18 protein-coding genes and 1 pseudogene are annotated in these 21,122 nt (G+C 70.6%); 6 read left to right on the forward strand and 13 right to left on the reverse strand.

The window, feature by feature from the left end; genetic code table 11:
- Together OG285_RS26775 and OG285_RS26780 are read right to left on the reverse strand one after the other, a co-directional pair.
- Positions 1 to 648 (reverse strand): response regulator transcription factor, encoded by a 648-nt coding sequence (locus OG285_RS26775; protein ID WP_356825146.1) that lies wholly within the window; start codon positions 646 to 648, stop codon positions 1 to 3.
- A complete protein-coding gene (locus OG285_RS26780) occupies positions 612 to 1,901 on the reverse strand; it encodes a histidine kinase (protein WP_356825144.1) in 1,290 nt (429 codons plus the stop codon). Before OG285_RS26780 ends, OG285_RS26775 begins: the two co-directional genes overlap by 37 nt.
- A gap of 135 nt (positions 1,902 to 2,036) precedes the next feature.
- Here OG285_RS26780 and OG285_RS26785 point away from each other — a divergent pair.
- Positions 2,037 to 2,287: pseudogene (locus OG285_RS26785) on the forward strand (MMPL family transporter); the annotation flags it as partial.
- A 102-nt stretch (positions 2,288 to 2,389) separates the two neighbouring features.
- Here the strand turns inward: OG285_RS26785 and OG285_RS26790 are convergent.
- Positions 2,390 to 2,926 carry a winged helix-turn-helix domain-containing protein gene (locus OG285_RS26790; protein ID WP_356825142.1) on the reverse strand — a complete coding sequence of 179 codons (537 nt, stop codon included), beginning with the start codon at positions 2,924 to 2,926 and terminating at the stop codon, positions 2,390 to 2,392.
- A 357-nt stretch (positions 2,927 to 3,283) separates the two neighbouring features.
- Between OG285_RS26790 and OG285_RS26795 the strand changes: the two genes are divergently transcribed.
- A complete protein-coding gene (locus OG285_RS26795; protein WP_371792458.1) occupies positions 3,284 to 4,210 on the forward strand; it encodes a Gfo/Idh/MocA family protein in 927 nt (308 codons plus the stop codon).
- A 66-nt stretch (positions 4,211 to 4,276) separates the two neighbouring features.
- Here the strand turns inward: OG285_RS26795 and OG285_RS26800 are convergent, their stop codons facing one another.
- Positions 4,277 to 4,636: an ArsC/Spx/MgsR family protein gene (locus OG285_RS26800; RefSeq protein WP_356825138.1), complete on the reverse strand. Its 360-nt coding sequence runs from the start codon at positions 4,634 to 4,636 to the stop codon at positions 4,277 to 4,279.
- Positions 4,637 to 4,765: 129 nt separating this feature from the next.
- Here OG285_RS26800 and OG285_RS26805 point away from each other — a divergent pair, with 129 nt between their 5' ends.
- Positions 4,766 to 5,023, forward strand: coding sequence for a hypothetical protein (locus OG285_RS26805; protein ID WP_356825136.1), 258 nt, complete (start codon positions 4,766 to 4,768; stop codon positions 5,021 to 5,023).
- 80 nt (positions 5,024 to 5,103) lie between these two features.
- Here the strand turns inward: OG285_RS26805 and OG285_RS26810 are convergent, their stop codons facing one another.
- The 7 genes from OG285_RS26810 to OG285_RS26840 form a co-directional block, all read right to left on the reverse strand.
- On the reverse strand, positions 5,104 to 6,006 hold the full coding sequence (locus OG285_RS26810) for a putative protein N(5)-glutamine methyltransferase (protein WP_371792459.1): 903 nt from the start codon (positions 6,004 to 6,006) through the stop codon (positions 5,104 to 5,106).
- A 267-nt stretch (positions 6,007 to 6,273) separates the two neighbouring features.
- Positions 6,274 to 7,641, reverse strand: a complete 1,368-nt coding sequence (locus tag OG285_RS26815) for an alpha-amylase family protein (RefSeq protein ID WP_356825132.1) — start codon at positions 7,639 to 7,641, stop codon at positions 6,274 to 6,276.
- Between the two features lie 204 nt (positions 7,642 to 7,845).
- Positions 7,846 to 8,613: a (2Fe-2S)-binding protein gene (locus OG285_RS26820; protein WP_371792460.1), complete on the reverse strand. Its 768-nt coding sequence runs from the start codon at positions 8,611 to 8,613 to the stop codon at positions 7,846 to 7,848.
- 195 nt (positions 8,614 to 8,808) lie between these two features.
- Positions 8,809 to 9,675 (reverse strand): Fpg/Nei family DNA glycosylase, encoded by an 867-nt coding sequence (locus tag OG285_RS26825; RefSeq protein WP_371792461.1) that lies wholly within the window; start codon positions 9,673 to 9,675, stop codon positions 8,809 to 8,811.
- A gap of 148 nt (positions 9,676 to 9,823) precedes the next feature.
- Entirely contained in the window at positions 9,824 to 10,195 is a 372-nt protein-coding gene (locus OG285_RS26830; RefSeq protein ID WP_371792462.1) for a nuclear transport factor 2 family protein, read from the reverse strand.
- Positions 10,196 to 10,395: 200 nt separating this feature from the next.
- Complete coding sequence (locus OG285_RS26835; protein ID WP_356825126.1) at positions 10,396 to 10,746, reverse strand: hypothetical protein; 351 nt, start codon at positions 10,744 to 10,746, stop codon at positions 10,396 to 10,398.
- Positions 10,747 to 10,827: 81 nt separating this feature from the next.
- Complete coding sequence (locus tag OG285_RS26840; protein ID WP_356825124.1) at positions 10,828 to 11,487, reverse strand: nucleotidyltransferase domain-containing protein; 660 nt, start codon at positions 11,485 to 11,487, stop codon at positions 10,828 to 10,830.
- Between the two features lie 313 nt (positions 11,488 to 11,800).
- On the opposite strand from OG285_RS26840, the gene OG285_RS26845 reads away from it, so the two are divergent.
- On the forward strand, positions 11,801 to 13,798 hold the full coding sequence (locus OG285_RS26845; protein WP_371792463.1) for an N-acetylmuramoyl-L-alanine amidase: 1,998 nt from the start codon (positions 11,801 to 11,803) through the stop codon (positions 13,796 to 13,798).
- Positions 13,799 to 13,996: 198 nt separating this feature from the next.
- Here the strand turns inward: OG285_RS26845 and OG285_RS26850 are convergent, their stop codons facing one another.
- Both OG285_RS26850 and OG285_RS26855 read right to left on the reverse strand, forming a co-directional pair.
- A complete protein-coding gene (locus OG285_RS26850; RefSeq protein ID WP_371792464.1) occupies positions 13,997 to 14,665 on the reverse strand; it encodes a response regulator in 669 nt (222 codons plus the stop codon).
- Positions 14,652 to 16,670, reverse strand: coding sequence for an ATP-binding protein (locus OG285_RS26855; RefSeq protein ID WP_371792465.1), 2,019 nt, complete (start codon positions 16,668 to 16,670; stop codon positions 14,652 to 14,654). Before OG285_RS26855 ends, OG285_RS26850 begins: the two co-directional genes overlap by 14 nt.
- A gap of 213 nt (positions 16,671 to 16,883) precedes the next feature.
- On the opposite strand from OG285_RS26855, the gene OG285_RS26860 reads away from it, so the two are divergent.
- On the forward strand, positions 16,884 to 18,296 hold the full coding sequence (locus OG285_RS26860) for a GntP family permease (RefSeq protein ID WP_371792466.1): 1,413 nt from the start codon (positions 16,884 to 16,886) through the stop codon (positions 18,294 to 18,296).
- A gap of 375 nt (positions 18,297 to 18,671) precedes the next feature.
- The gene (locus OG285_RS26865) at positions 18,672 to 20,867 is read left to right on the forward strand and encodes an ATP-dependent endonuclease (RefSeq protein WP_371792467.1); all 2,196 of its coding nucleotides are present in this window, start codon (positions 18,672 to 18,674) and stop codon (positions 20,865 to 20,867) included.
- Positions 20,868 to 21,122 lie beyond the last annotated feature (255 nt).

Raw genomic sequence — 21,122 nt, forward strand, 5'->3', positions numbered from 1 at the left:
CTACCCCCGGTCGAGATAGGCGAGCACTGCGAGCACCCGCCGGTTGTCGTCGTCCGACACCGGCAGGCCCAGCTTGCCGAAGATGTTCGACGTGTGCTTCGCCACCGCCCGCTCCGTCACCACGAGCTGGCCCGCGATGGCGGCATTGGAACGCCCCTGCGCCATCAGCTCCATGACCTCCAGCTCGCGCGGGGTGAGGCTGCCCACCGGCTTGTCCCGGGAGCGCCGCGACAGCAGCTGCTGGATCACCTGCGGGTCCATCGCGGTGCCGCCCGCCGCCACCCGGCGTACCGCGTCGATGAACTGGTCGGCGTCGAACACCCGGTCCTTCAGCAGGTATCCCACCCCGCCCGTGCCGTCCGCCAGCAGCTCACGCGCGTACAACTGCTCCACGTGCTGCGACAGGACCAGGACCGGCAGCCCGGGGCGGGCACGGCGGGCGGCGAGCGCGCACTGGAGGCCCTCGTCCGTGTGGGACGGCGGCAGCCGGACGTCGACCACGGCGACGTCCGGCTGCAATTCGGCGAAGGCCCGCGTCAGTTCGGGTCCGGTCTCGACCGCTGCGGCGATCTCGAAGTCGTACGCCTCCAGCATCCGGACCAGGCCGTCTCTCAGAAGGAAGAGGTCTTCGGCGAGGACAACGCGCACGGAATCTCCATCGTCACCATGGTCGGGCCGCCCACGGGGCTGTTGACGGCCAGTACGCCGTCGAATGTACCCAGCCTGCGTTCGATTCCGCTCAGCCCCGAACCCTTGTCCGCCGACGCACCCCCGCGGCCGTCGTCGGTGACCGACATCCGCAGCATCCCACCGGCATGGTGGATGTCGACCCAGATCCGGTCCGCCCCCGCGTGCTTGACGGCGTTCGTCAGGACTTCACTGACCGCGAAGTACGCCGCCGACTCGACCGGGGCCTCCGTGCGGCCCGCCATGTCCACCTCGACCTCGGCCGACACCGGCAGCCGCAGGGCCAGGGCCCTGACCGCGTCGCCGAGTCCGCGCTCGGCGAGTACCGGTGGGTGGATACCGCGCACCAGGTCCCGCAGCTCCGTGAGGGCTTCCGCCGACGACTCGCGGGCCATCGACAGCATCCTCTTCGCCTGCGCCGGGTCCTTCTCGATGAGCATCTCGATGGTGGACAGATTCATGCCCATCGCCACTAGCCTGGCCTGCGCGCCGTCGTGCAGATCGCGCTCGATGCGGCGCAGTTCGGCGGCCGAGCTGTCCACGGCGTCGTGCCGGGTCTCGGTGAGCCGGTCGATCCGCTCGCCCAGCCGGGCCTCCCTGGTGGGGGCCAGCGCCGCCCCGGTGAGGGTGAAGTGGCCGCGGATCAGAGCCGGTCCGAAACGCAGCCCGACCGCGAGCCAGCAGACGCCGACCAGGGCCGCGCACGCCGCGGTGGTCCAGCTGTCGACCCGGACGAACTCGTACCAGTACCCGCCGCCCGCCCGGACGACCGGCTTCCACAAACCGAGCAGCAGCAGGATGCCGAAGAGCCCCTCGGCGAGCAGCGACAGCGGCAGCAGCGCGGTGATCGTGCCCGCCGTCATGTCGACCAGCAGCCAGCGTATGTCGCGCCAGGTCGCGGGGGACTTCACCAGCACCGCGCAGCGCTCCACCTGACCGGCCAGGCCGGACCTCGGGTACCGCGGGTGCGGCCGGCGCGCCACCGGAATGCGGACACCCGCCCACTTGGCCGCCAGCAGCCTGCGCCGGTCGGCGTGCGAGCGGACCAGGTCCAGCAGCGCCGGTGTGGTGAAGACACCGACCCCGGCCGGGATCAGCGCGATCGATGTGACTGCCAGCGTGAAGAGCGTGATCGAGCCGATGAGCGACATCCCGGCCAGCGCCAGGCCCCGTACGGCCGCCACCCCCGCGTCGCGTGCCTTCGTCGCAATCATTGACGTCCCTCTCGTCCCTGGCCGGGTGACCGCCGGCCTGGACACCAGTGTGGCGGCGACCGGTTGCCGCCACACTGGGTTCCGCACCCGGCCCGGGGTGTACCTGGCACCACCCCGCGCCTCTCGCCCTACGGCTCCGGCGCGGTGACCGGCGCAGCCGTGACCATGGTCGCGGTGTTCTCGGTCTCCGGCTCCCTCTCGACGCAGGACACGCGGCAGATGGGCGGGGCGCCGGCCTCGCGGTGGCGGTCCCGCTGGACGCGACCGTGGTGCGGATGGTGCTGCTGCCCGCCGTGCTGACACTGCTGGGCGAGCGCAACTGGCTTACGCCCAGGGGGCTTTCCCGGTTGCCCGGCCTCGCTCACGACGCTGCGCCGACGGTCCCCGGCAGGCATCCGACCGTACGCGCACGACCGCACGCGACCGGACACGACAGCGCGGCGCCCTCCCGGGCCGTGGGGACAGCCGGGGAGGGCGCTCCGTGCGCATCAGGGCGCGTACTTGTACCCGACGCGTCGTACCGTACGGATCGTGTGCCGGTGCTCGGCGCCCAGCTTGCGGCGCAGCCGGGCCACATGGACATCGACGGTCCGGCCGTCGCCCACATGCCCGTACCCCCACACGGTGGTCACCAACTGATCGCGGCTGTGCACGCGGTGGGGGTGCGCGACGAGATGCGCGAGCAGCTCGAACTCCAGATACGTCAGATCCAGCGCCCGGCCGTCCACCGAAGCGGTGCGCTGTTCGCTGTCGATCTGCACCGCCCCCTCGGGAGCGGCGGGGGCCGGTACCGCACCCGGCCGGTGGTCGGCGGGCACGAGCACCAGATAGCCGATCATCGGCGGCTGGCCCGGCACGGTGGGCAGGGTGTGCTGGGGCGCGGGCAGCCAGGTGGCCCCCGGCGGCAGGAAGTCCGCGACCGGGACCACCTCGTCACGGTCCACGGACCGCAGCCGGTGCCGGTGGGAAGGGAGAGGCGTGGTGGTCGATGCGGTCGCGGCGGAGAAGGAACGGGTGTCAGCCATGAGTGGTCAGCTCTTTCGCGCGGAGAGGTCGTCGAGGGACGTACGTCGTGCGCGCCGGCCGAAGGCTTCGAAACGGAGAGGCGTTAGAGGGCCGGCGCCTGTGTCGCACGGCAACACACTCGGTCGAAGTCGTGATGCTGACGGGACGGCCAGAACGGTTCGAGGTCGAAGCGACCGGTCGAGGTGTTCTGATGGCGGGCCATGTGCCCATTGAACCAGATGCGGCGGGGCAGCAGCAGGGGCTGCCGGCAAAGGAACGGACCAGGAGGCACCGGCCGGTGCGGCGGACGCCCCCCGTGGGACCGCGCTGGAGCGGCGCACCCCCGTGCTCGGATCCGGTGGCCGACACTGTTCGGTATGACGAAACCATCCCGTACGAAGCCGCGCATCGGTCTGCTCGGCACCGGCCCCTGGGCGCGGTCCACCCACGCACCGGCGCTCGCCGCCCACCCGGACATCGAGTTCAGCGGGGTCTGGGGCAGACGGCCCGAGGCGGCGGCCGCGCTCGCCGCCGAGCACGGGACGACCGCGTACGACGATGCGGACGCGCTGTTCGCGGCGAGCGACGCGGTCGCGGTCGCTCTGCCGCCGGACATCCAGGCACCGCTCGCGGCCCGTGCCGCGGCGGCCGGATGCCATCTGCTGCTCGACAAACCGGTCGCCACGACGGTCGCCGGCGCGCACGAGGTCGTGGCCGCAGCCGAGCGCTCCGGCGTCGCGTCCGTGGTCTTCTGCACGCTGCGCTTCACCCCCGGGGTGGCCGCGTGGACCGCCCGACAGGCCGCGACGGAAGGCTGGTTCACCGGCCGGGCGGAGTGGCTCGGAGCGCTCTTCTCACCCGGAGCGGACAGCCCGTACGCGGCGTCCCCGTGGCGCAGGGAGAAGGGCGGGCTGTGGGACGTGGGGCCGCACGCGCTCTCCGTTCTGCTGCCGGTGCTCGGGGACGCGACGGAGGTCACCGCGGCCGGTGGCGCCGAGGACACCGTCCACCTCGCCCTGCGCCACACCTCGGGCGCTTCCAGTTCGGCGACGCTCAGCCTGAGCGCCCCCGCCGCAGCGGCCGGCGCGACCGTCGAGTTCCGCGGCGCCCACGGGGTGGCGGTGCTGCCGGAGGGCCGTGGCGGCGGTGCGGGGGCGCCGTTCGCCGCAGCGGTCGACGCGCTGCTCGCGGCCGTAAGGACCGGTGAACCGCACCCGTGCGACGTGCGGTTCGGTCTGCGGCTGACCGAGATCCTGGCCGAGGCGGAGAGGCAACTGGCCGGGCGGAGGCAGGGAGACGACTGACCGGACGGCGCTCCGCGGCGCCCGGTCACCGCACCGCTGACCGCGCCGCCCGGTGGGCCGGGGAACTCACCGTCCGAGAGCGTCCCGTACGGCTTCCTCCGTACGCGCCACCACCGCCGTGCCGTCGTCCGCCGTGATGACGGGCCGCTGGATCAGCTTCGGATGCCCGGCGAGCGCGGTGATCCACCGGTCCCGCGCCTCAGCGTCGCGCGGCCACTCCTTCAGCCCGAGCGCCTTCGCGTCCGGCTCCTGGGTCCGGGTGATGTCCCACGGTTCGAGCCCGAGCCGGCCGAGCACCGCCCGGATCTCGTCCTCACCCGGCACGTCCTCCAGGTACCTGCGGACGGTGTACGAAGCACCTTCCGCGTCCAGCAGGGCCACCGCGCTCCGGCACTTCGAGCACGCGGGATTGATCCAGATCTCCATGGGGCCAAAGGTACGTGAGAGGCGGTCCGGACCCCTTCTGGCCAGGTCTTCTGTCAGTGCCCGGCAGTAAAATGGAGGCAGTTCGTGAGGGTCCGCGAGGGCCCCGTCACCAGCATCTGGAGGTCGCCGATGGCCGTAGCCGTGTTCCCGACGGAGTCCCTGGTCAAGAAGCCGCTGCCCGCAGGAAAGCCACGTGACTGGTACGTCTCGCACAACCGCAGGCTGAAGGCGATGCGCCTGGCCATCGCCCTGCTCGACACCGGTGTCTACCGTCCCGATCAGGCACCGAACCGGAAGATACGCTCCACAGCCGCCCTCGCGGGCATCCACCCGCCGTCCGACGCCACCTGCCGGATGGTCCGCGTCCTGATCCGCTTCGGGCGCTGAGCACCCCGTCCCACCAGGAGAACCGACCTGCCGAGCGGGGCCCGGGACGCGGATCCGGGCCCCGCACCCCGGCCCGCCCATCAGCGGGCGCCGCTGGTCCCGATCTCGCGGGTCCCGATCTCGCGTGAGCCGGTCTCGCGCGTTCCGATGACCACCGTGGCGTACCGCTCCGCGCAGCCGGCCACCCGCGCGGACAACCCGTCCCGGGTGACCGTCCGTACGGCCGCGGGCGCCTGCCGTTCACTCGTCTCGAACAGCAGGTGCCCGCCCGGCGCCAGCCAGGGCAGCGCGGCCGCGGTGACCCGCCGCAGTACGTCGAGGCCGTCCGCACCACCGTCGAGCGCGAGGCGCGCCTCGTGCACCCGGGCCTCGGCGGGCAGCAGTTCGATCTCCTCGGTGGGGACGTACGGCACATTGGCCAGCAGGATGTCGACGCGTCCGCGCAGTGATCGCGGCAGCGGGCCGTACAGATCGCCCTCGTACACCCGCCCCCCGGCACCGCCGACGTTGCGGCGGGCGCAGCGCACCGCGGCGGGGTCGACATCGGCCGCGTGCAGCTCGGCTCCGTCCAGCGCGGAGGCGAGCGCGGCGCCCAGGGCCCCGGAGCCGCAGCACAGGTCGACCACGACGGCCCGCGGCGGAGCGAGGGCGACGGCCTGCTCGACCAGGAACTCGGTGCGCCGGCGGGGTACGAAGACACCGGCGTCCACAGCGATGCGCAGGCCGCAGAACTCGGCCCAGCCCAGCACGTGTTCGAGCGGGAGACCCGCGACACGGCGGTCGACCATGGCGGCCAGCTCGGCGGAGTCGCACGAGGCGGAGACAAGGAGCTCCGCCTCGTCCTCGGCGAAGACACAGCCCGCGGCCCGCAGCCGGGTGACGACGGCGGAGAGCGGCAGAGGCAATTGGTGTGACAGCGGTGACTGGTGTGACAGCGGTGACTGATGTGACGGTGGTGACTGATGTGACGGTGGGACCGGCATGTGAGCCTTTCGGGATACCTGTGGGGCTCCCTCGGTCACCTGGGGTCAGATGAACCGTACGGTCGTGAGGGGGAGCGCCCGGCCTGCTGCAGCGGTAATGGGGCTCACCTCCTCGGTACGGTCCACGGGCGTGGGGAGGGGCAACAGTACATGAGCGGACTGCCGGCTCCCCAGCCCCTGGCCCCTGGCCGGTCTCTGGACGAAGGCGGCGACGGAGGCGGCGCCCCGGCCGCTCATGCCGCACCGGTCGCGCCGCCCTGTTGTGGCCTACGACGTGGCGGCGGTGTCCAGGGCGAGCACGCCCTTGGCCGGGACCGTCGCGGTGACCTTGCCGTCGTCGCCGACCGTCACGGTGTTGCCCGCGCAGTTGTCCGGTGTCGCCTTGGCGACGTTGCAGTACGTGCCGCCGGGCAGTGACGTGGCGAACGTCTGCTGGAGGTCGCCGTCACCGTTGTTGAGGGCGACGAAGCCCTTGGCGCCGCGTCCGAAGGCGATGGCGCTGCCCTGCGACCACCAGTCGGTGACTGCCGCGTCGCCAACGGCGTTGTGGAATCCGACCATTCCGGTGATCTCGGGGTCGGCGTGCATATTGGTCCAGCCGTCGCTGCCGCTGGGCGGTCCCGCGTCCTTGTCGGACCACTCGTAGCCGGAGAAGACGTTCGGCGAGCCGTAGGGGTGCGCCAGCATGAAGGCGTTGGCGAGCTTGTAGGTGTCGCCGTCCTTGTAGCTGAGTGTCGAACCGTTGCGCTCGGTGTCCCAGTTGTCGACGAACGTGGTGGCCTTGTCGCCGGCCAGCTTTCCGTCGGAGACGTTCTGCAGACCGCCGAGGTCGCCTCCCTGGAAGGCGCTCTTGAGGTGGGTGCCGTAGCGGAACTCGTCGACGTCGCCGAGACCCGTGTACTCCTCGGGCTGCACCGCCTCGCCGCTGCCGTAGATGACCTCGGAGACCCAGAACCCGGGGTCGGCCATCTTGCTCTTGATGCCCTGCATGTCGGCGGCGGCCATGTGCTTCGCCGCGTCGATACGGAACCCGTCGACGCCCGTCTTCCGCAGTCCGGTGAGGTAGGCCGCGATGGTGGACCGCACGTAGTCGCTGCCTGTGTCGAGGTCGGCCAGCCCGACCAGTTCGCAGGTCTGGACGTTCTCACGGTTGGTGTAGTCGGTGATGTCCTTGCGGCAGGTGTGGAAATCCGCGTCGCCGTAGGTCCCCGGGTAGGTGTACTTGCTGTACTGCGTGCCGCCGGTCCCGGTGCCGGAACCGGACGACATGTGGTTGATCACCGCGTCGGCGATCACCTTGACACCCGCCGCGTGGCACGCGCTCACCATGGACTGGAACGCGTCCGCGTCCCCGAGGCGTCCGGCGATCCGGTAACTCACGGGCTGGTACGAGGTCCACCACTGCGGCCCGGCGATGTGCTCGGTGGCGGGTGACACCTCGACGTACCCGTAACCGGCCGGGCCGAGCGAGTCCGTGCAGATCTTGCCGACGTCCGTGTACGGACGCTCGAAGAGGGTTGCGGTGACGGTCCGGTCGCCGGGAGGCGCGGCCTGCGCCTGCCAGGGGGTGAGGGCGAGCAGACCGCCGGCAGCCATGACCCCGGCCATGGACACGCCGATCAGACGGTTGCGCATCGTTGCGGCTCCTTCGTCGTGCGGGCAGTGCGGTGTCCCGGGGCGGCCGCGTGCGGCCGACCGCCTTGGGGGGAGACGCAGAGGAGCCTGCCGGTAAGGCATGAGCACTTCAAGAGTTTGCGCAAAAGTTTCCTGCAAGTTGCAGAAATCTCTTGCCGTGTGGGTCGTCGGTGAGGGCAGGTGAGGGTGAGAGCGGCTGCCGGCCTACCGGGCGGGCCGGCTGTTGGGCGGATGCCGCAGGACACAGTCGCCGCAGAGGCCGCCGCCCGGAATCCGGTAGTAGAGGCAGCAGTTGTTGCGCAGGAACGCGAAGCCCAGCCCCTCCTCGACGATGAAATCGCCGCTGCCGGCGAGGGGTTCGCTCTCCAGCACGGCAGCCGCCAGCGAGGTGGTCCGCGCCTCGGCGTCGGGCCGCCTGCCGTTCAGTACGCGCACCGCTCCGACCAGGGCGGACGCTGCGTTGCCCCGCAGCGTGTGCGGCGAGAGGCCATACCGGGCCCGCAGGACCGTGTGGAACGGCCGCAGATGGGCGAGGCCCACCGCCGCGACTACGGCACCGGCCGGGTGGTCCTGCTGTGGCCCCTGCGGTGCGAGTACCGGTTCGGGCAGCCACAGTTCGAGCGGCCCCTCGCCGGTGAGACGCACCCGCAGCCGGTCCGGGGCCAGGTCCGGCAGGCGCCCGGCGAGAACGGCCGCGCCGAGCGCGACCGACCAGAGGCGGGAGGCGAGACCCAGCTGAAGGGTGGAAGCGGCCACCCGGAGCTGGTCGGTCCCCATCCGCCGGGCGTACAGCCGCACATACGCACCGAGCGGACCGCCCGTGCCGTCGCCGTCGGGGGCGTCGGCGCCGTCCGTTCCGTACAGATCCGACAGGGTCCTGAACCCTTCCGGATCGGGCCGCTCGCCGTGTTGAACGGTGAAGTACGGCCCTACGGACTCCAGTTGGGCGAGTACGGCGGAGGCTTCAGTCACGAGGTGCACCAGGGGTTCGACGGCTGAGGTTCGGCGGCTGGGGTTCAGGGCCGCGCGTTCACCACCGCACGTTCACGGGCTGCGGGGTCCCGGACTGCGGTGGTGAAGAACGTGGACCCGTCAGCCTAGGTCCTGTCCGGACAGGGTCTGAGGGCCGGGCCGCAGCCCTGGGGACGCGGCCCGGTGTCACGGTGGCTACTTCAGCAGCCGCGACATCCGCCGGTCCGCCAGGATTCTGCCGCCTGTCTGGCAGGTGGGGCAGTACTGCATCGAGGAGTCCGCGAAGGAGACCTCGCGGATCGTGTCCCCGCAGACGGGGCACGGCTCTCCCGCGCGCCCGTGCACGCGCAGCCCGCTCTTCTTCTCCGCCTTGAGATTGCGCAGGGCCAGCCCCCGGGACCGTTCGACCGCCTCGCCGAGCGTCGTCCCGATCGTCGCGTACAGCACGGCCACCTCCTCCTCGGAGAGCTTGGCGGCCAGCCGGAACGGCGACATCCGGGCGGCGTGCAGGATCTCGTCCGAGTACGCGTTGCCGATCCCGGCGATCACACTCTGGTCGCGCAGCACGCCCTTGATCTGGCGGCGCTCTCCCTCCAGCAGGCCGGTGAAGGCGGCCGGCGTGAAGGAGTCGGCGAGGGGGTCGGGCCCCAGGCGGGCGATGCCGGGCACCTCCAGCGGATCCCGGACGACGTAGACCGCCAGCCGCTTCTGGGTACCGGCCTCGGTGACGTCGAACCCCGCGCCCTCGGGCTCGGTCAGCCGGACACGGAGCGCCAGCGGGCCCTTGCCCGGGCGGGGTGGCGCGTCCGGCAGACGGTCGCTCCAGCGGACCCAGCCCGCCCTGGCGAGATGCATGACCAGATGCACTCCGCCGATCCCGAGGTCGAGGAACTTGCCGTGCCTGGTCACACTGTCGAACGATTGCCCTTCGAGCACGGTGAGGGGCGGGTCGTAGGTCTTGAGCGCGTGGACGGCCACCGGGTGGACACGGGCGACGGTGCGGCCGACGACGTGCTCGCCCAGGAACCGGGTGAGGGACTCGACCTCCGGCAATTCAGGCATAACGCCATTCTGCCTCGCATCGGCGCGATCGGACCGCTGGGCCGGCCGCCGACGGCCGCGACGGCCGGACACCCCTCGCCCCGGACACCCGACGGCCCGGACACCCCCGGCCCGATGCCGCCGGGCCGGGGCAGATCGGGGCAGGCCCTCAGGCGGCGGGAACGCGGTCCAGGAAGCCGTACACCGTACGGATGCGGCCGTCCTCGGCGAGCGCGATCACATCGGACCCGGCGACGGGCGCCGAGCCGTCGGCGAGGGACACCAGCTCCCAGCCGAAGCGGGCGATGCCGTGGTGGCCGTCGACGGTCCCGGTCTGCCGGAACTCGAAGCCGGGGAACTGTACTCCGGCCGCCGCGATCACGGCCGCGATGCCCTCGTGCCCGGTGACGTCGGCCACCGGGTCGGTATAGCTGCCGTCCTCACTCCAGGCGGCGGCCACGGCCTTGGCGATCTCCCCGGGGCGCCCGGCGGCGTTCCACGCCTCGAAGTAACGGGCGACAGCGGTCTCGTGCACAGACATGGTGGATCAGCCTCCGGCAGGTCGTACGGGCGATGGGCTCCGAACCCCGAAGGAGTGCGCCTCCCGGGCTTCGGTTGGCCTCAGCCTGCCGTGCGGGCGCGAAGGGGTCGATTACGTCGGGGGTAATGGTGCCGAGCCGCCGGACTGTCGAACGTCACCGGGCTCGGCACTGCCGGACGTCACCGGGCTCGGCCGTGTCCTCACAGCCATCGCTGGGCGGCCTCGACGCTGTCGCCGCCACTGGTGTTGAACGCGATGGCGGCCTGCGGTGCGTGCTGCCGGACCAGATTCACCGCCTGCTCGAACAGTTCCAGGAGCACCTCCGGCTTACGGATGCCGCCTCCGACGACCACCACGTCCCACGCCCGTCCGGACAGCGCGGAGACCATCGCCGGTCCGGCCGACCCGTCGAGCGCGATGAGTGCCATGGACGCATCGATGCCGAGCTCACCGAAGCGGGCCAGCTCACCGTCGAGGAGCGCACGGAGGCCGTCCCCGTCGAGGCCGGGCACCCCCTGCGGATCAATACCGAGAACGAGTACGGAAGACATCCGGGCAGCCTACGGTGGCCGGGTCGCCCGGTGGCGTCCACGCCCGGACCCCGGATCCCGGACCCCGGGCGGCGGAGCCGGCTACCGCAGCGCCGTCAGCCAGCCGTGCCCCGGGTGTGCCCGGGCCAGGAACCCGGCCAGCGCGGCCCGTTCGGCGGCGGACAGCAGGGGGAGCGTGGCGGCGAAGTCCCGCTGGTCCTTGGGACGGGTGCGCGCGGCCTTGAAGAGCAGCACCAACTCCGGTGCGAGGTACGGGATACCACTCGCCGTCCGCCGGATGACCGAGGTGTACGGCAGCCGGATCGCCGGATCGCGGCGGCAGATCCAGACGTCCCCGTCGTGGGGCTCTCGGAAGACGTCGAGCAGGTATGTCCCGGTGGCCCGGTCCCGCAGCCAGGTCTGATGCGTCACGGCCAGAACCTCGGCCGGGGCGGCTTCCCAGATGTGCCCGGACCCCACCGCGTCGAACTCGAAACGGGCTCCGGCCTCCGGCCCGCCGGTGAGGCGGGCGCGGATCTCGGGGAAGCGGGCCGCCGGGACCGCGATTTCGATGTCGTCGTGCTCCCGGCTCTGCTCACCCCGGAACAGGTCCAGCGCCCAGCCCGCCGCGACGTACCAGGGCGCGGTGACCCCGGTGAGACGCGCGGCCACGTCCCGGGGGTGCCAGCAGGCCGCCCACCGTGCGTCGATCTCGTCGGGAGCCACCACGACGCCACCGGCGGGAATCTGTTCGGTCGTCACCTCGCCAACCTACCGGCCGGCCGCCCCGGCCCCCGGCGGGCCGCGAAACCGGGGCCTCCGCATCCGTAGCCTGCGTGAATCTTTGCTGGGGGAACGGCTCGGGTTCTTCACCCCGTCACGTGAAACTGACAAACTGAATGATCAGATGGCGCCGGGACACCGGGGGCCGTCTCCACTCAGGAGGCCCCACCCACCTCGGTGTGCGCGAGCGGACCCCGCGCGCCACCCCCCACCATCCCCGGCGTCCGCAGGGCGAAGCGACAGACGTCCTGCCGCGGGCGCTCCGGGGTCAGTTGCACGGAAGGAAACACCCTTGCACAAGAGAAAAGGGAAGCGCTGGCTACCGGCGGCCGTCCTCAGCGGCGCCCTGGCCGCAGGAGCCTTTGCTTTCCTGCCTGCCATCGCCCAGGCGGGAAACGAGGACGACGCGAAGCAGCCGTCCGCACAGGCCGACTTCACGGCCGCCGCTGCGGAGTTCAAGGTTCCGGTCTCCGTCCTCCAGGGCGTGGCGCACGAGGAATCCGGCTGGCAGCAGCACACCGGCTACAGCAACACCGGTGGCTGGGGCCTGATGAACCTCACTGATGTGACATCGGAGATGGTGGCGGACGGTTCGGCCGGCGCATCCGGCCGCTCCGACCTCACGTCGTTCACCGGCCACCCCGAACTGCACACCCTGCGGGCGGCGGCGAAGCTGACCGGCATTCCGGCGGACCAGCTCCAGCACAACCAGAAGGACAACATCCGGGGCGGGGCCGCCCTGCTCGCCTCGTACCAGAAGCAGCTCACCGGCAGCACGTCCGCCGACCCGTCGCAGTGGACCGCGGCGATCGCCAAGTACAGCCGGATGTCGGACCGGAAGGCGGCGACGTCGTACGTCCATGACGTGTTCGCCACCATCGCGTCGGGCGCCAGGCAGGACGCCAAGGCCGCTGCCGGATCGAAGACTGCCGGATCGAAGACTGCCACCGGATCGAAGGCCGCCGCAGCACCCGCCGGGCACACCGCCGCGGTCACGATGCGGGCCGTGCCGTCGGCGAAGCCGGTCACCGGCCAGCTGACCAAGCTCCGGCTCAAGGACACCGCGTCCCCGCAGGCCGAGTGCCCGCAGTCGATGAACTGCCAGTTCGTCGCCGCGGACCCGTCCAACGGCCAGGTGTCCGACCGCCCCGCCAACGGCATAAAGATCACCCAGATCATCATCCACACCACGGAGGGTGCGTACGACGACGCGATCAAGACCTTCCAGACCCCGGGCGGCGCCTCGGCGCAGTACGTGATGCGGTCGTCGGACGGTGCGGTCACCCAGATGGTGGCCAACAAGGACGTCGCGTTCGGTGACGGCAACTACGACAGCAACCTGCACGCGGTCCAGATCGAGCACGAGGGCTTCTCGGCACACGGCGCGGACTGGTACACGACGGCCGCCTACGAGCAGACGGCCGAGCTGGTGAAGTACCTGGCCGCCCGGTACGACATCCCGCTCGACCGGCAGCACATCCTCGGCCACGACAACGTGCCCGGTCCGTCGGACGCCACCCTGTCCGGCATGCACTGGGACCCGGCCGACGGCTGGGACTGGACGCGCTTCATGCAGCTGATCGGCGCCCCGTTCGACCTCGGCGCCCACGGTGTGGGCCCGGTCGGGTCCGCCGTGACCATCACCCCCGGATTCAGCGAGAACAAGCAGACGTACACGGTCTGCCCCGCTGACGACCCGACGGGTGAGGTGACCACCTGCACACCGGTGACCACGCCGTCGAGTGCCCTGTTCGTACGCAGCGCACCGAGCGACGACGCCCCGCTGATCCTCGACCCGGTCGTCCACCCGGACGCCGGGGCCAAGGGCGGCACCGACAGCGTCAGCGACTGGAGCGTCACGGTCCAGGCCGGGCAGCAGTTCGTCGTCGCCGGACAGCAGGGTGACTGGACGGCGATCTGGTACGACGGCCAGAAGGGCTGGATCCACAACCCCGGCGGCAGCAACACCTCGCCCGCCCCGGGCGCACGGATCATCAAGCCGGCCGGCACCACCGCCGCCCCGGTGTACGGCACGGCGTACCCGGACGCGTCCGAGTACCCGTCCGGCCTCTCCCCGTCCAAGCAGGCTCCGCTGACGGCGAAGAACTACTCGATCCCGGTCGGCCAGGCCTATGTGGCCGACCAGCCGCCGCTCGGCAGCGCGGACTTCTTCCCGACGGGCGGGAAGGTGGTCACCGGGGCCAAGCACTACTACACGGTCCAGTTCAACCACCGGTACATCCTGGTCAACTCGGCGGACGTCACGGAAACCCCGACGGCACGCCACTGACGGACGCAGGCCACCGGCGACGGGTGGCGCGCGGGCTCGGCTCCCGGGGTCAACACCCCCGGGAGCCGAGCCCGTTGAGCGCTCCGCTCCGCTCCCGGCCGGCCCCCGCCTCAACCTCCCTGCCGGGGGCGCCGAGTTGCAGCGGCCCCGCACATCCCCTCCCGCCGCGTCACGCGTGCGGGCCGTCGTTCCGGACACTCACGGAATCCGGTACTCCTGCTCGGGGCGCCCGGTCGCCCCGTAGCGCAGCTTCATCTTCAGCAGCCCGCTCGTGACCAGTCCGGCCAGGTAGCGCTGCGCCGTGGCGCGCGAGACGCCGATGAGTGCCCCGACCTCTCCCGCCGACAGCGGGGACGCCGAACCCCGTACCGCCGAGAGCACCGCGTCGCCGGTCACCGTGCGGGCAGCGGGACGGGCCGTACGGCTGCCGGACGGACTCCGCAGCGCCGCGTACGCACTCTCGACCGCGCCCTGGTCGACGATCTCCGCATCGGTCAGCTGGCGGAAGCGGGCGTAGCCGCGCAGCTTCTCGGCCAGCAGCTCCGGCGTGAACGGCTTGACCAGATAGGCGAGTGCTCCCGCCGACACCGCGCGCCGCACCATCGCTCCCTCGGCGGCCGCGCTCAGGACGAAGGCGTCGCACTCCAGACCGCGCAGCAGGTCGATGCCGGAACCATCGGGCAGATAGAGGTCGATCAGGGCCAGGTCCACGGGCCAGTCGGAGGCGGCCCGAAGCGCGGCCCCGACCGAGTTCGCCGTGGTGGCGGTCCGGAAACCGGGTACGCCGTCCACCAGCGACGCGTGGATCCCGGCCACCCGGAAGTCGTCGTCGACGACCAGGACGGAGAACGGCTCACGTTCGGTCATCGGTCTGCCCATCCTCGTCCTCGTCCTCGGCTCCGGGCCCGACCGCTCCGGACCCGGTCACTCCTGACTCCATGACTCCCGGCAGCCGGGCCACGAACACGGCACCGCCGGAGACCCGTCCCTGCTCGGCCCCGCTGTCGTCCGGTCCTGCGTCGCCCGGTCCGGTGTCGTCCGGTCCACTGTCATCCGGTCCGGTGTCGTCCGGTCCGGGCGGGGCACCGCACCCGGCATCCGGCCCGGCATCCGGCCCGGCATCCGGCCCGGCATCCGGCCCGGACGGCCAGGGAGGCGGCCCGCCGCGCTCCGCGAGATGGACGTCGCCACCCCTGGCCCGCGCGATCTGCCGCGCCAGCGCCAGCCCGATGCCCCGGCCGCCGACGGCCGACGTGTGGTCCTTCGTCGACATGCCCTCGCGGAACACGTCGTCGAACGCGGCGCCGCCCGGTTCACGCGGCACGCCGTCGCCGTTGTCGGCCACAGTGATGAGGAGGGCGGTGCCCTCGGTCATCAGCTCGACCTCGACCAGGGCGGGGGAGCGGGCCCCCTGCCGGGCGGCATCGATCGCATTGTCGACAAGGTTCCCGAACACGGTGGTGACATCGACCGGCGCCGTCACGGTCCCGTCGGCCCAGGTCGCCCCGCCGATCACCAGCGTCACCCCGCTCTCCCGCGCCTGGGCGGCCTTCGCGGCCAGGAAGGCCCGTACGTAGGAGTCGCGGACCGCGTCGACACCGGGCAGGGCCTCACCCAGCGGGCCCGTGCCGAGCAGCGTGCCGATGTACTCGGTCGTCTCCGCGAGGTGCCCGCCGTGGACCAGCGCGGAGATCACATGCAGCCGGTTGGCGAACTCATGGCGCTGGGCACGCAGCGCCGAACTCATCGCCTGGACCGCGTCGAGCTGCCGGGTCAGTGACTCGACGTCGGTGCGGTCCTGCACGGTCAGCAGCGTGCCGAGATCCTGCCCGCCGCGTTCGACCGCGCGTGCCGAGAGCACCAGGACGCGTTCGCCGACCGCCGCCATGACCGGCCCGCCGACGGGCGTACGGATCGTGTCCAGCACCCGCGGTGTCAGTCCCAGTGAGTCCAGGGGCCGTCCGGGCCGGGCCGGGGTCGCCAGCAGGCGGCGCGCCTCGTCGTTGACCACGGTGACTGTCCCGCCGTTGTCGACGGCGAGGACCCCTTCGCCGATCCCGTGCAGGACGGCCTCCTGCTCCTGCACCAGACCGGCCAGCTCCTCCGGTTCGAGGCCGAGCGTCAGCCGTTTCCAGCGGCGGGCCAGCAGAGCCGAAGCCCCGACACCGAGCAGCAGGGCGACGACCAGCCAGCCGAGACCGCCCAGCAGTACGCGGACCAGCTGCGCCCGCACGTCGGAGACGGCCACACCCGCGTTGGCCTCCCCGACCACCCGGTGCGAGCCGGGTGCGTACACCGGGACCTTCGCGACCACCTCGTCACCGAGATGCGCACGGTCCCGCGCCAGCACCTCATGGCCGGAGAGCGCACCGCTGGGGTCGGTGCTCACCACTCTGCCCAGCTGGGACCGCTCCGGGTGCGCCAGTCTGATGCCCCGGTCGTCGGTGACCACCACGAACAGCGAACCCGTCCGCGTACGGGCCGCCTCGGCCGCCGTCTGGACCGGCCCGGCGGCGAGCGTCCCCCGCGGCGTGCTCGCGGCCCCGCCGCCGGGCCGGGTGTTGGCCGCCGAGTACTGCGCCGCGCCGCGCCGGACGGCGGGCTGAGCGGCGACGGTACGGGCCACCGCGAGCGCGCGCAGCTGGTACTCGTGCACGAGCCGGTGCTCGTTGGAGTACGCGAAGGCGCCGAACGCCGTCGCCAGGGTCACCGCGACGACCGCGCACTGCAGCAGCAGAACCTGGGTCCGCAGCCGCAGCCGCAGTCCCAGTCCCAGTCCCGGCCGCCCGCGTCCCCGCAGGCGCGCGGAGGACAGCCCGTGGGAGGACCGGCGCACGGACGCCCACCGGCCGGCCGGTTCGAAGAATCTCACCCCGTCGACGGTAACCGGCGTCGTCCCGGTGCACAGAACGCACAGAACGCGCGGATCAGGGGTTTCGCGGGTTGCGCGCAGAACCTGGAGCGCAGTGGCAGGCGCCGGATAGCTTCCGCCCGGGACACAACGAGCCGCACCAGGAGTTCTCTTGCTGAAGATACCGCGCCCCGGACCACGGGCCCGTTCGCGTCGCACCCGCGGGGGCCGGCTGTGACGGGGCACACCTGGACGCTGCTGATCATCCTGGCGGCAGCCATCGCCGTGCTGATCCTGCTGATCAACTCACGGTTGCGGTTCCACCCCTTCGTGGCGCTGATGACCGTGTCGATCGGTGTCGCCCTGGCCGCGGGCCAGCCCGTCGAGAAGATCGCGGAGTCACTGGAGTCGGGCGCGGGCGGCATCCTCGGCGACGTCGGCGTGACGCTGGCCTTCGGCGCGATGCTGGGCAGGCTGCTGTCGGGGTCGGGCGCCACGGACAAGATCGCCCGCCTGATCGTCGACCGCTCCGGGCAACGCTCCCTGCCCTGGTACATGGCGGGCGCCGCGTTCATCATCGGTGTCCCGATGTTCTTCGAGATCGGGCTGATCGTGCTGCTCCCGCTGATCTTCAGCGTGGCCCGCCGCCTCCAGGACACCCACCAGGTCAAGGGCTCGCCGTACGTCTTCCTCGCCACCCCCGCGATCGCCGCGCTGTCGACCCTGCACGGCATGGTGGCACCGCATCCCGGCCCGCTGGTCGCGGTGGAGGGCCTGCACGCCAACCTGGGCATCACGATCGTGGTGGGCCTGATCTGCGCGATCCCGACGATCATCATCGCCGGCCCGGTGTACGGCCGCTGGATCGCGCCGCGCCTCGACGTCCACCCCGACCCGGAACTCGTCGCGAAGTTCACCGGGCCGGAAAGGCCCGACAAGGCCACGGACGCCGCGGCGCCGGGCTCCACACCCCCCACGAACAGGGTCCGCACCGGCTGGGCACTGACCGCCGTCCTCGTCCCGGTGGTGCTGATGCTGCTGCGCACCCTCGCGGAGCTGGTGTACGACGAGTCGAGCCCGGTACGCCACGTCCTGACCTTCACCGGTGAGCCGGTGATCGCCATGCTCGCGGGCTTCCTCTTCGCGCTGTTCGCACTCGGCTACCGCAGCGACATGACACCCGACGCGATCCGGTCGTCCCTGACGGACAGCCTCAAGGCGGTGGCGGGCATCCTGCTGATCATCGCGGGCGGCGGCGCGTTCAACCAGGTCCTGGAGGACTCGGGCATCGGCAAGGCCGTCGAGTCGGCCGCTTCGGGACTGCACATCAACGTCCTGATCCTGGGCTGGCTGCTGGCCCTGCTCCTGTCGTTCTCCACAGGCTCGGCCACCGTGGGAATCGTCGCGGCGACGGGCATCCTGGCCCCCCTGGCGGCGACCGGCAGCAGCCTGCACACGGCCCTGCTCGTGGTCGCGATCGGAGCAGGCTCGATCGGTCTCAACTACGTGAACCACGCGGGCTTCTGGCTGGTCAAGGAGTCCTTCGGGATGTCGCTCGGCCAGGCCACGAAGTCACACACGGCGATCCAGACGATCGTGAGCGTCTGCGGCCTGCTGATGGCCCTGCTGATCTCGGTGGTGGCCTGAACCAGGCTTCGCCGCGCCCCGGACGCTGACCCGGGAGGGAGACACGACCGAGGGCCGCCGCCCAGGAACTGGGCGGCGGCCCTTTCGCGGTACGGGACCGGTGGCGGGGGCTTCTGCTCCCATCCCGAGCGGTGCACGCTCGCAGAGGCCAAAGTGCAGCTGTGGCAACCCTGTTACCCCGCACGGTTGCTGCCGAGCCCAACGCGCGGGCGCACATCGGGGGCCAGGTGCTTGCTACTTGGGGCTCGATCCCTGACTTCCACGGGGTCAGCACCTTTTCACTGCCGACGGATCGGGTGATCCGGGCTTAGTCCGGCGCCGATGTCACGCGTGCCTCTACGATGATCGCTCGGCTCGACCATCCTCTGGAGCACCATGCGCCTCGAACACATCAGGATCGATAATTTCCGCGGGCTGAGCCACGTGGGCATGTCATTCTCCCGATTCGGCTGCCTCATCGGCGAGAACAATGCTGGGAAGTCATCGGTGTTCCAGGCCCTCAACATGTTCCTTCGATCAGGATCTGCGCTCGACACCGACTTCTTGAACCCGGCGCGGCCCATCCGCATCCAGCTCACCTTCGCGGGTGTCGACTCGGCAGATCTGCAGCGCCTGGAGGAGGGCCACCGCTCACGCATCGGGCCTGTGGTTGAGGATGGGCGTCTGACCCTGGCGCGGACGTATGAGGGAGCCGGCAAGGGCTCGATGAAGGTGGTCCGGAAGATCCCGAGCGACCCGCGGTTCCATAAACAAGTTTTGGAGGAGGTAATCAGGCCCAAGATCTCTGCCGCGGAGCTTGAGGCGAATGTTCAGCACGCCTACCCGGAGATTTTCGCGAGACTTTCCGGCAAGATCACTCGTGTTGCTGTGAGACGGGAATGGGCCGAAGATGTTTCTGCTCTCCAGGACGATGAGTACACCACGGGCGACGATCCACTCATGACTGGCTTGGACAAGTCAGTGGCTCCGCTGCTCCCGGAGCCGATCTATATCCCGGCCGTGAAGGAACTCAACGACGATCTCAAGACCAGTTCCACAGCAACATTCGGACGACTGCTCTCCATCTTGTTCGGAGACATCAAGCATCAACTGCCGCAACTGGAAGCATCCTTCGAGCAGCTTCGCGGCCAGTTGAACGTCGTTTCGAAGGAGGACGGCAGTGAGTCGGACGATCGGCTGCCGGAGGTGCGCAAGATCGAATCGCTGATCCAGCGCAACCTGCAGGACTCATTCCCTCGTGCCAGCGTTCGCCTGGAGATCCCCCCACCGCGTCTGCGTAGCCTGCTGGAGGAGGCGCAGATTGCCGTCAACGACGGAATCAGGGGCCCATTCAAGACCAAGGGCGACGGCCTGCGTCGGTCAGTGGCTTTTGCCCTCCTGCGCGCCTACGTGGACTTGAAGACCGCAGAGCCGAATCAGACGGACAGTGCCCAACAGCCGTCTCTACTGCTGTTCGAGGAGCCCGAGGTATTTCTGCATCCGCAGGCGCAGCGTAAACTCTTCGAGGCCCTGACCGTCTTCTCCGGGTTCAATGATGTGCTGGTCAGCACACACTCGTCGGCCTTCTGCGCGCCCGGCGCGACCGGCACCTTCGTGAAAGTCGTGAAGGACCACACATTGGATCCACCAGCCAGCCGGACCTGCGTGATCGACCTGTCCGACATGGACGCCCGCGATCAGTTCGAGATCATTACGCACGAGAATAATGAGGCAGCGTTCTTCGCCACCTCAGTGCTCCTCGTGGAAGGCCCGAGCGACCGCACTCTCATCCCCCACATCGCGCGTACCCTCAGCCCGCAGTGGGACTTCGATAAGCACGGTGCTGCGATCGCCAAGGTCGAAGGCAAGGGCAGCATCGAGCGGTACCGCAGCTTCTTCCAGCGCTTCGAGATGAGGGTCGCAGTTGTCGCGGACCTGGACGCGGTGCTCGACGGGTTCGACAAACTCGGCGCGAGCGACGAGTGCCACCGACTGCGTGACCGAGTTGTCTCCAAGGTCACTGAACTGGTGAAGAACGAGGACGTCAACGTATCCGCCGGCACTCTCAAAAGCCTCAGCAAGAGCGGTAGCGCACGCGCCCTGTGGGAGTATGCACAGCTCAAGAGCGAAGAGCACGCCCGAGGGCTGTGTGAGTTCGAAGAAGTGGACACAGCGGTGCGAGCATTCTTCGCCCGCTCCACTTCCGGCACTGCCCGCCGAGTCCTCGAAGAAGCCAAAAACCCGGAGCTGGAGAAGATGAAGTCCGAGTTGCTGCGGATGCTTCGCCACGAGGACATCTATGTCTGGGAGCGCGGGGCGATCGAGGCCTACTACCCCGAACTCCAGGTCAATGAGTCGAACAACAAGAATGACCGTGCCCGCGCGTTCTGTGAGCGCTACACCACCGCAGACAGCATCCGTGGGCTGCCAGTGTTCAAAGGAGCGACGGCTTGCGAGTTCGACCTCGTCTTCGAGGCATTCTTCGGGACGTCACCACTGCAACCGGCAGCAGCTGAGGTTCCCCAGCAGGCGACGCCGAGCAACGGGGAACCTGTGCACGTCGTCTCGCCCGCAGCCCAGGAGACGCGCTAGAAGGGTATGGCCTTCTTCGATGTCCGGGGACTCGTCCCACGGCCCTGAAGATCACCGTCGAGACCACAGCGCTGAAGCGTGTCACTTCGCAGCCGGGCGAATGCTGCGGAGGCGGAGGGTGTTGCCCTCCCTGAGGTGAAGACGGTGTTGCCGTCCACGGGCGGAATGTCCTTCCGGGCGGTCCGCGCGAGTGCTGCCCACTGCGTCTCTCATACGGTCTGAGGCGGGTACGGACTCGCCGCCCAAAGTTTACGT

Origin of the sequence: Streptomyces sp. NBC_01471 (genome assembly GCF_041438865.1) — a bacterium.
GTDB lineage: Bacteria > Actinomycetota > Actinomycetes > Streptomycetales > Streptomycetaceae > Streptomyces.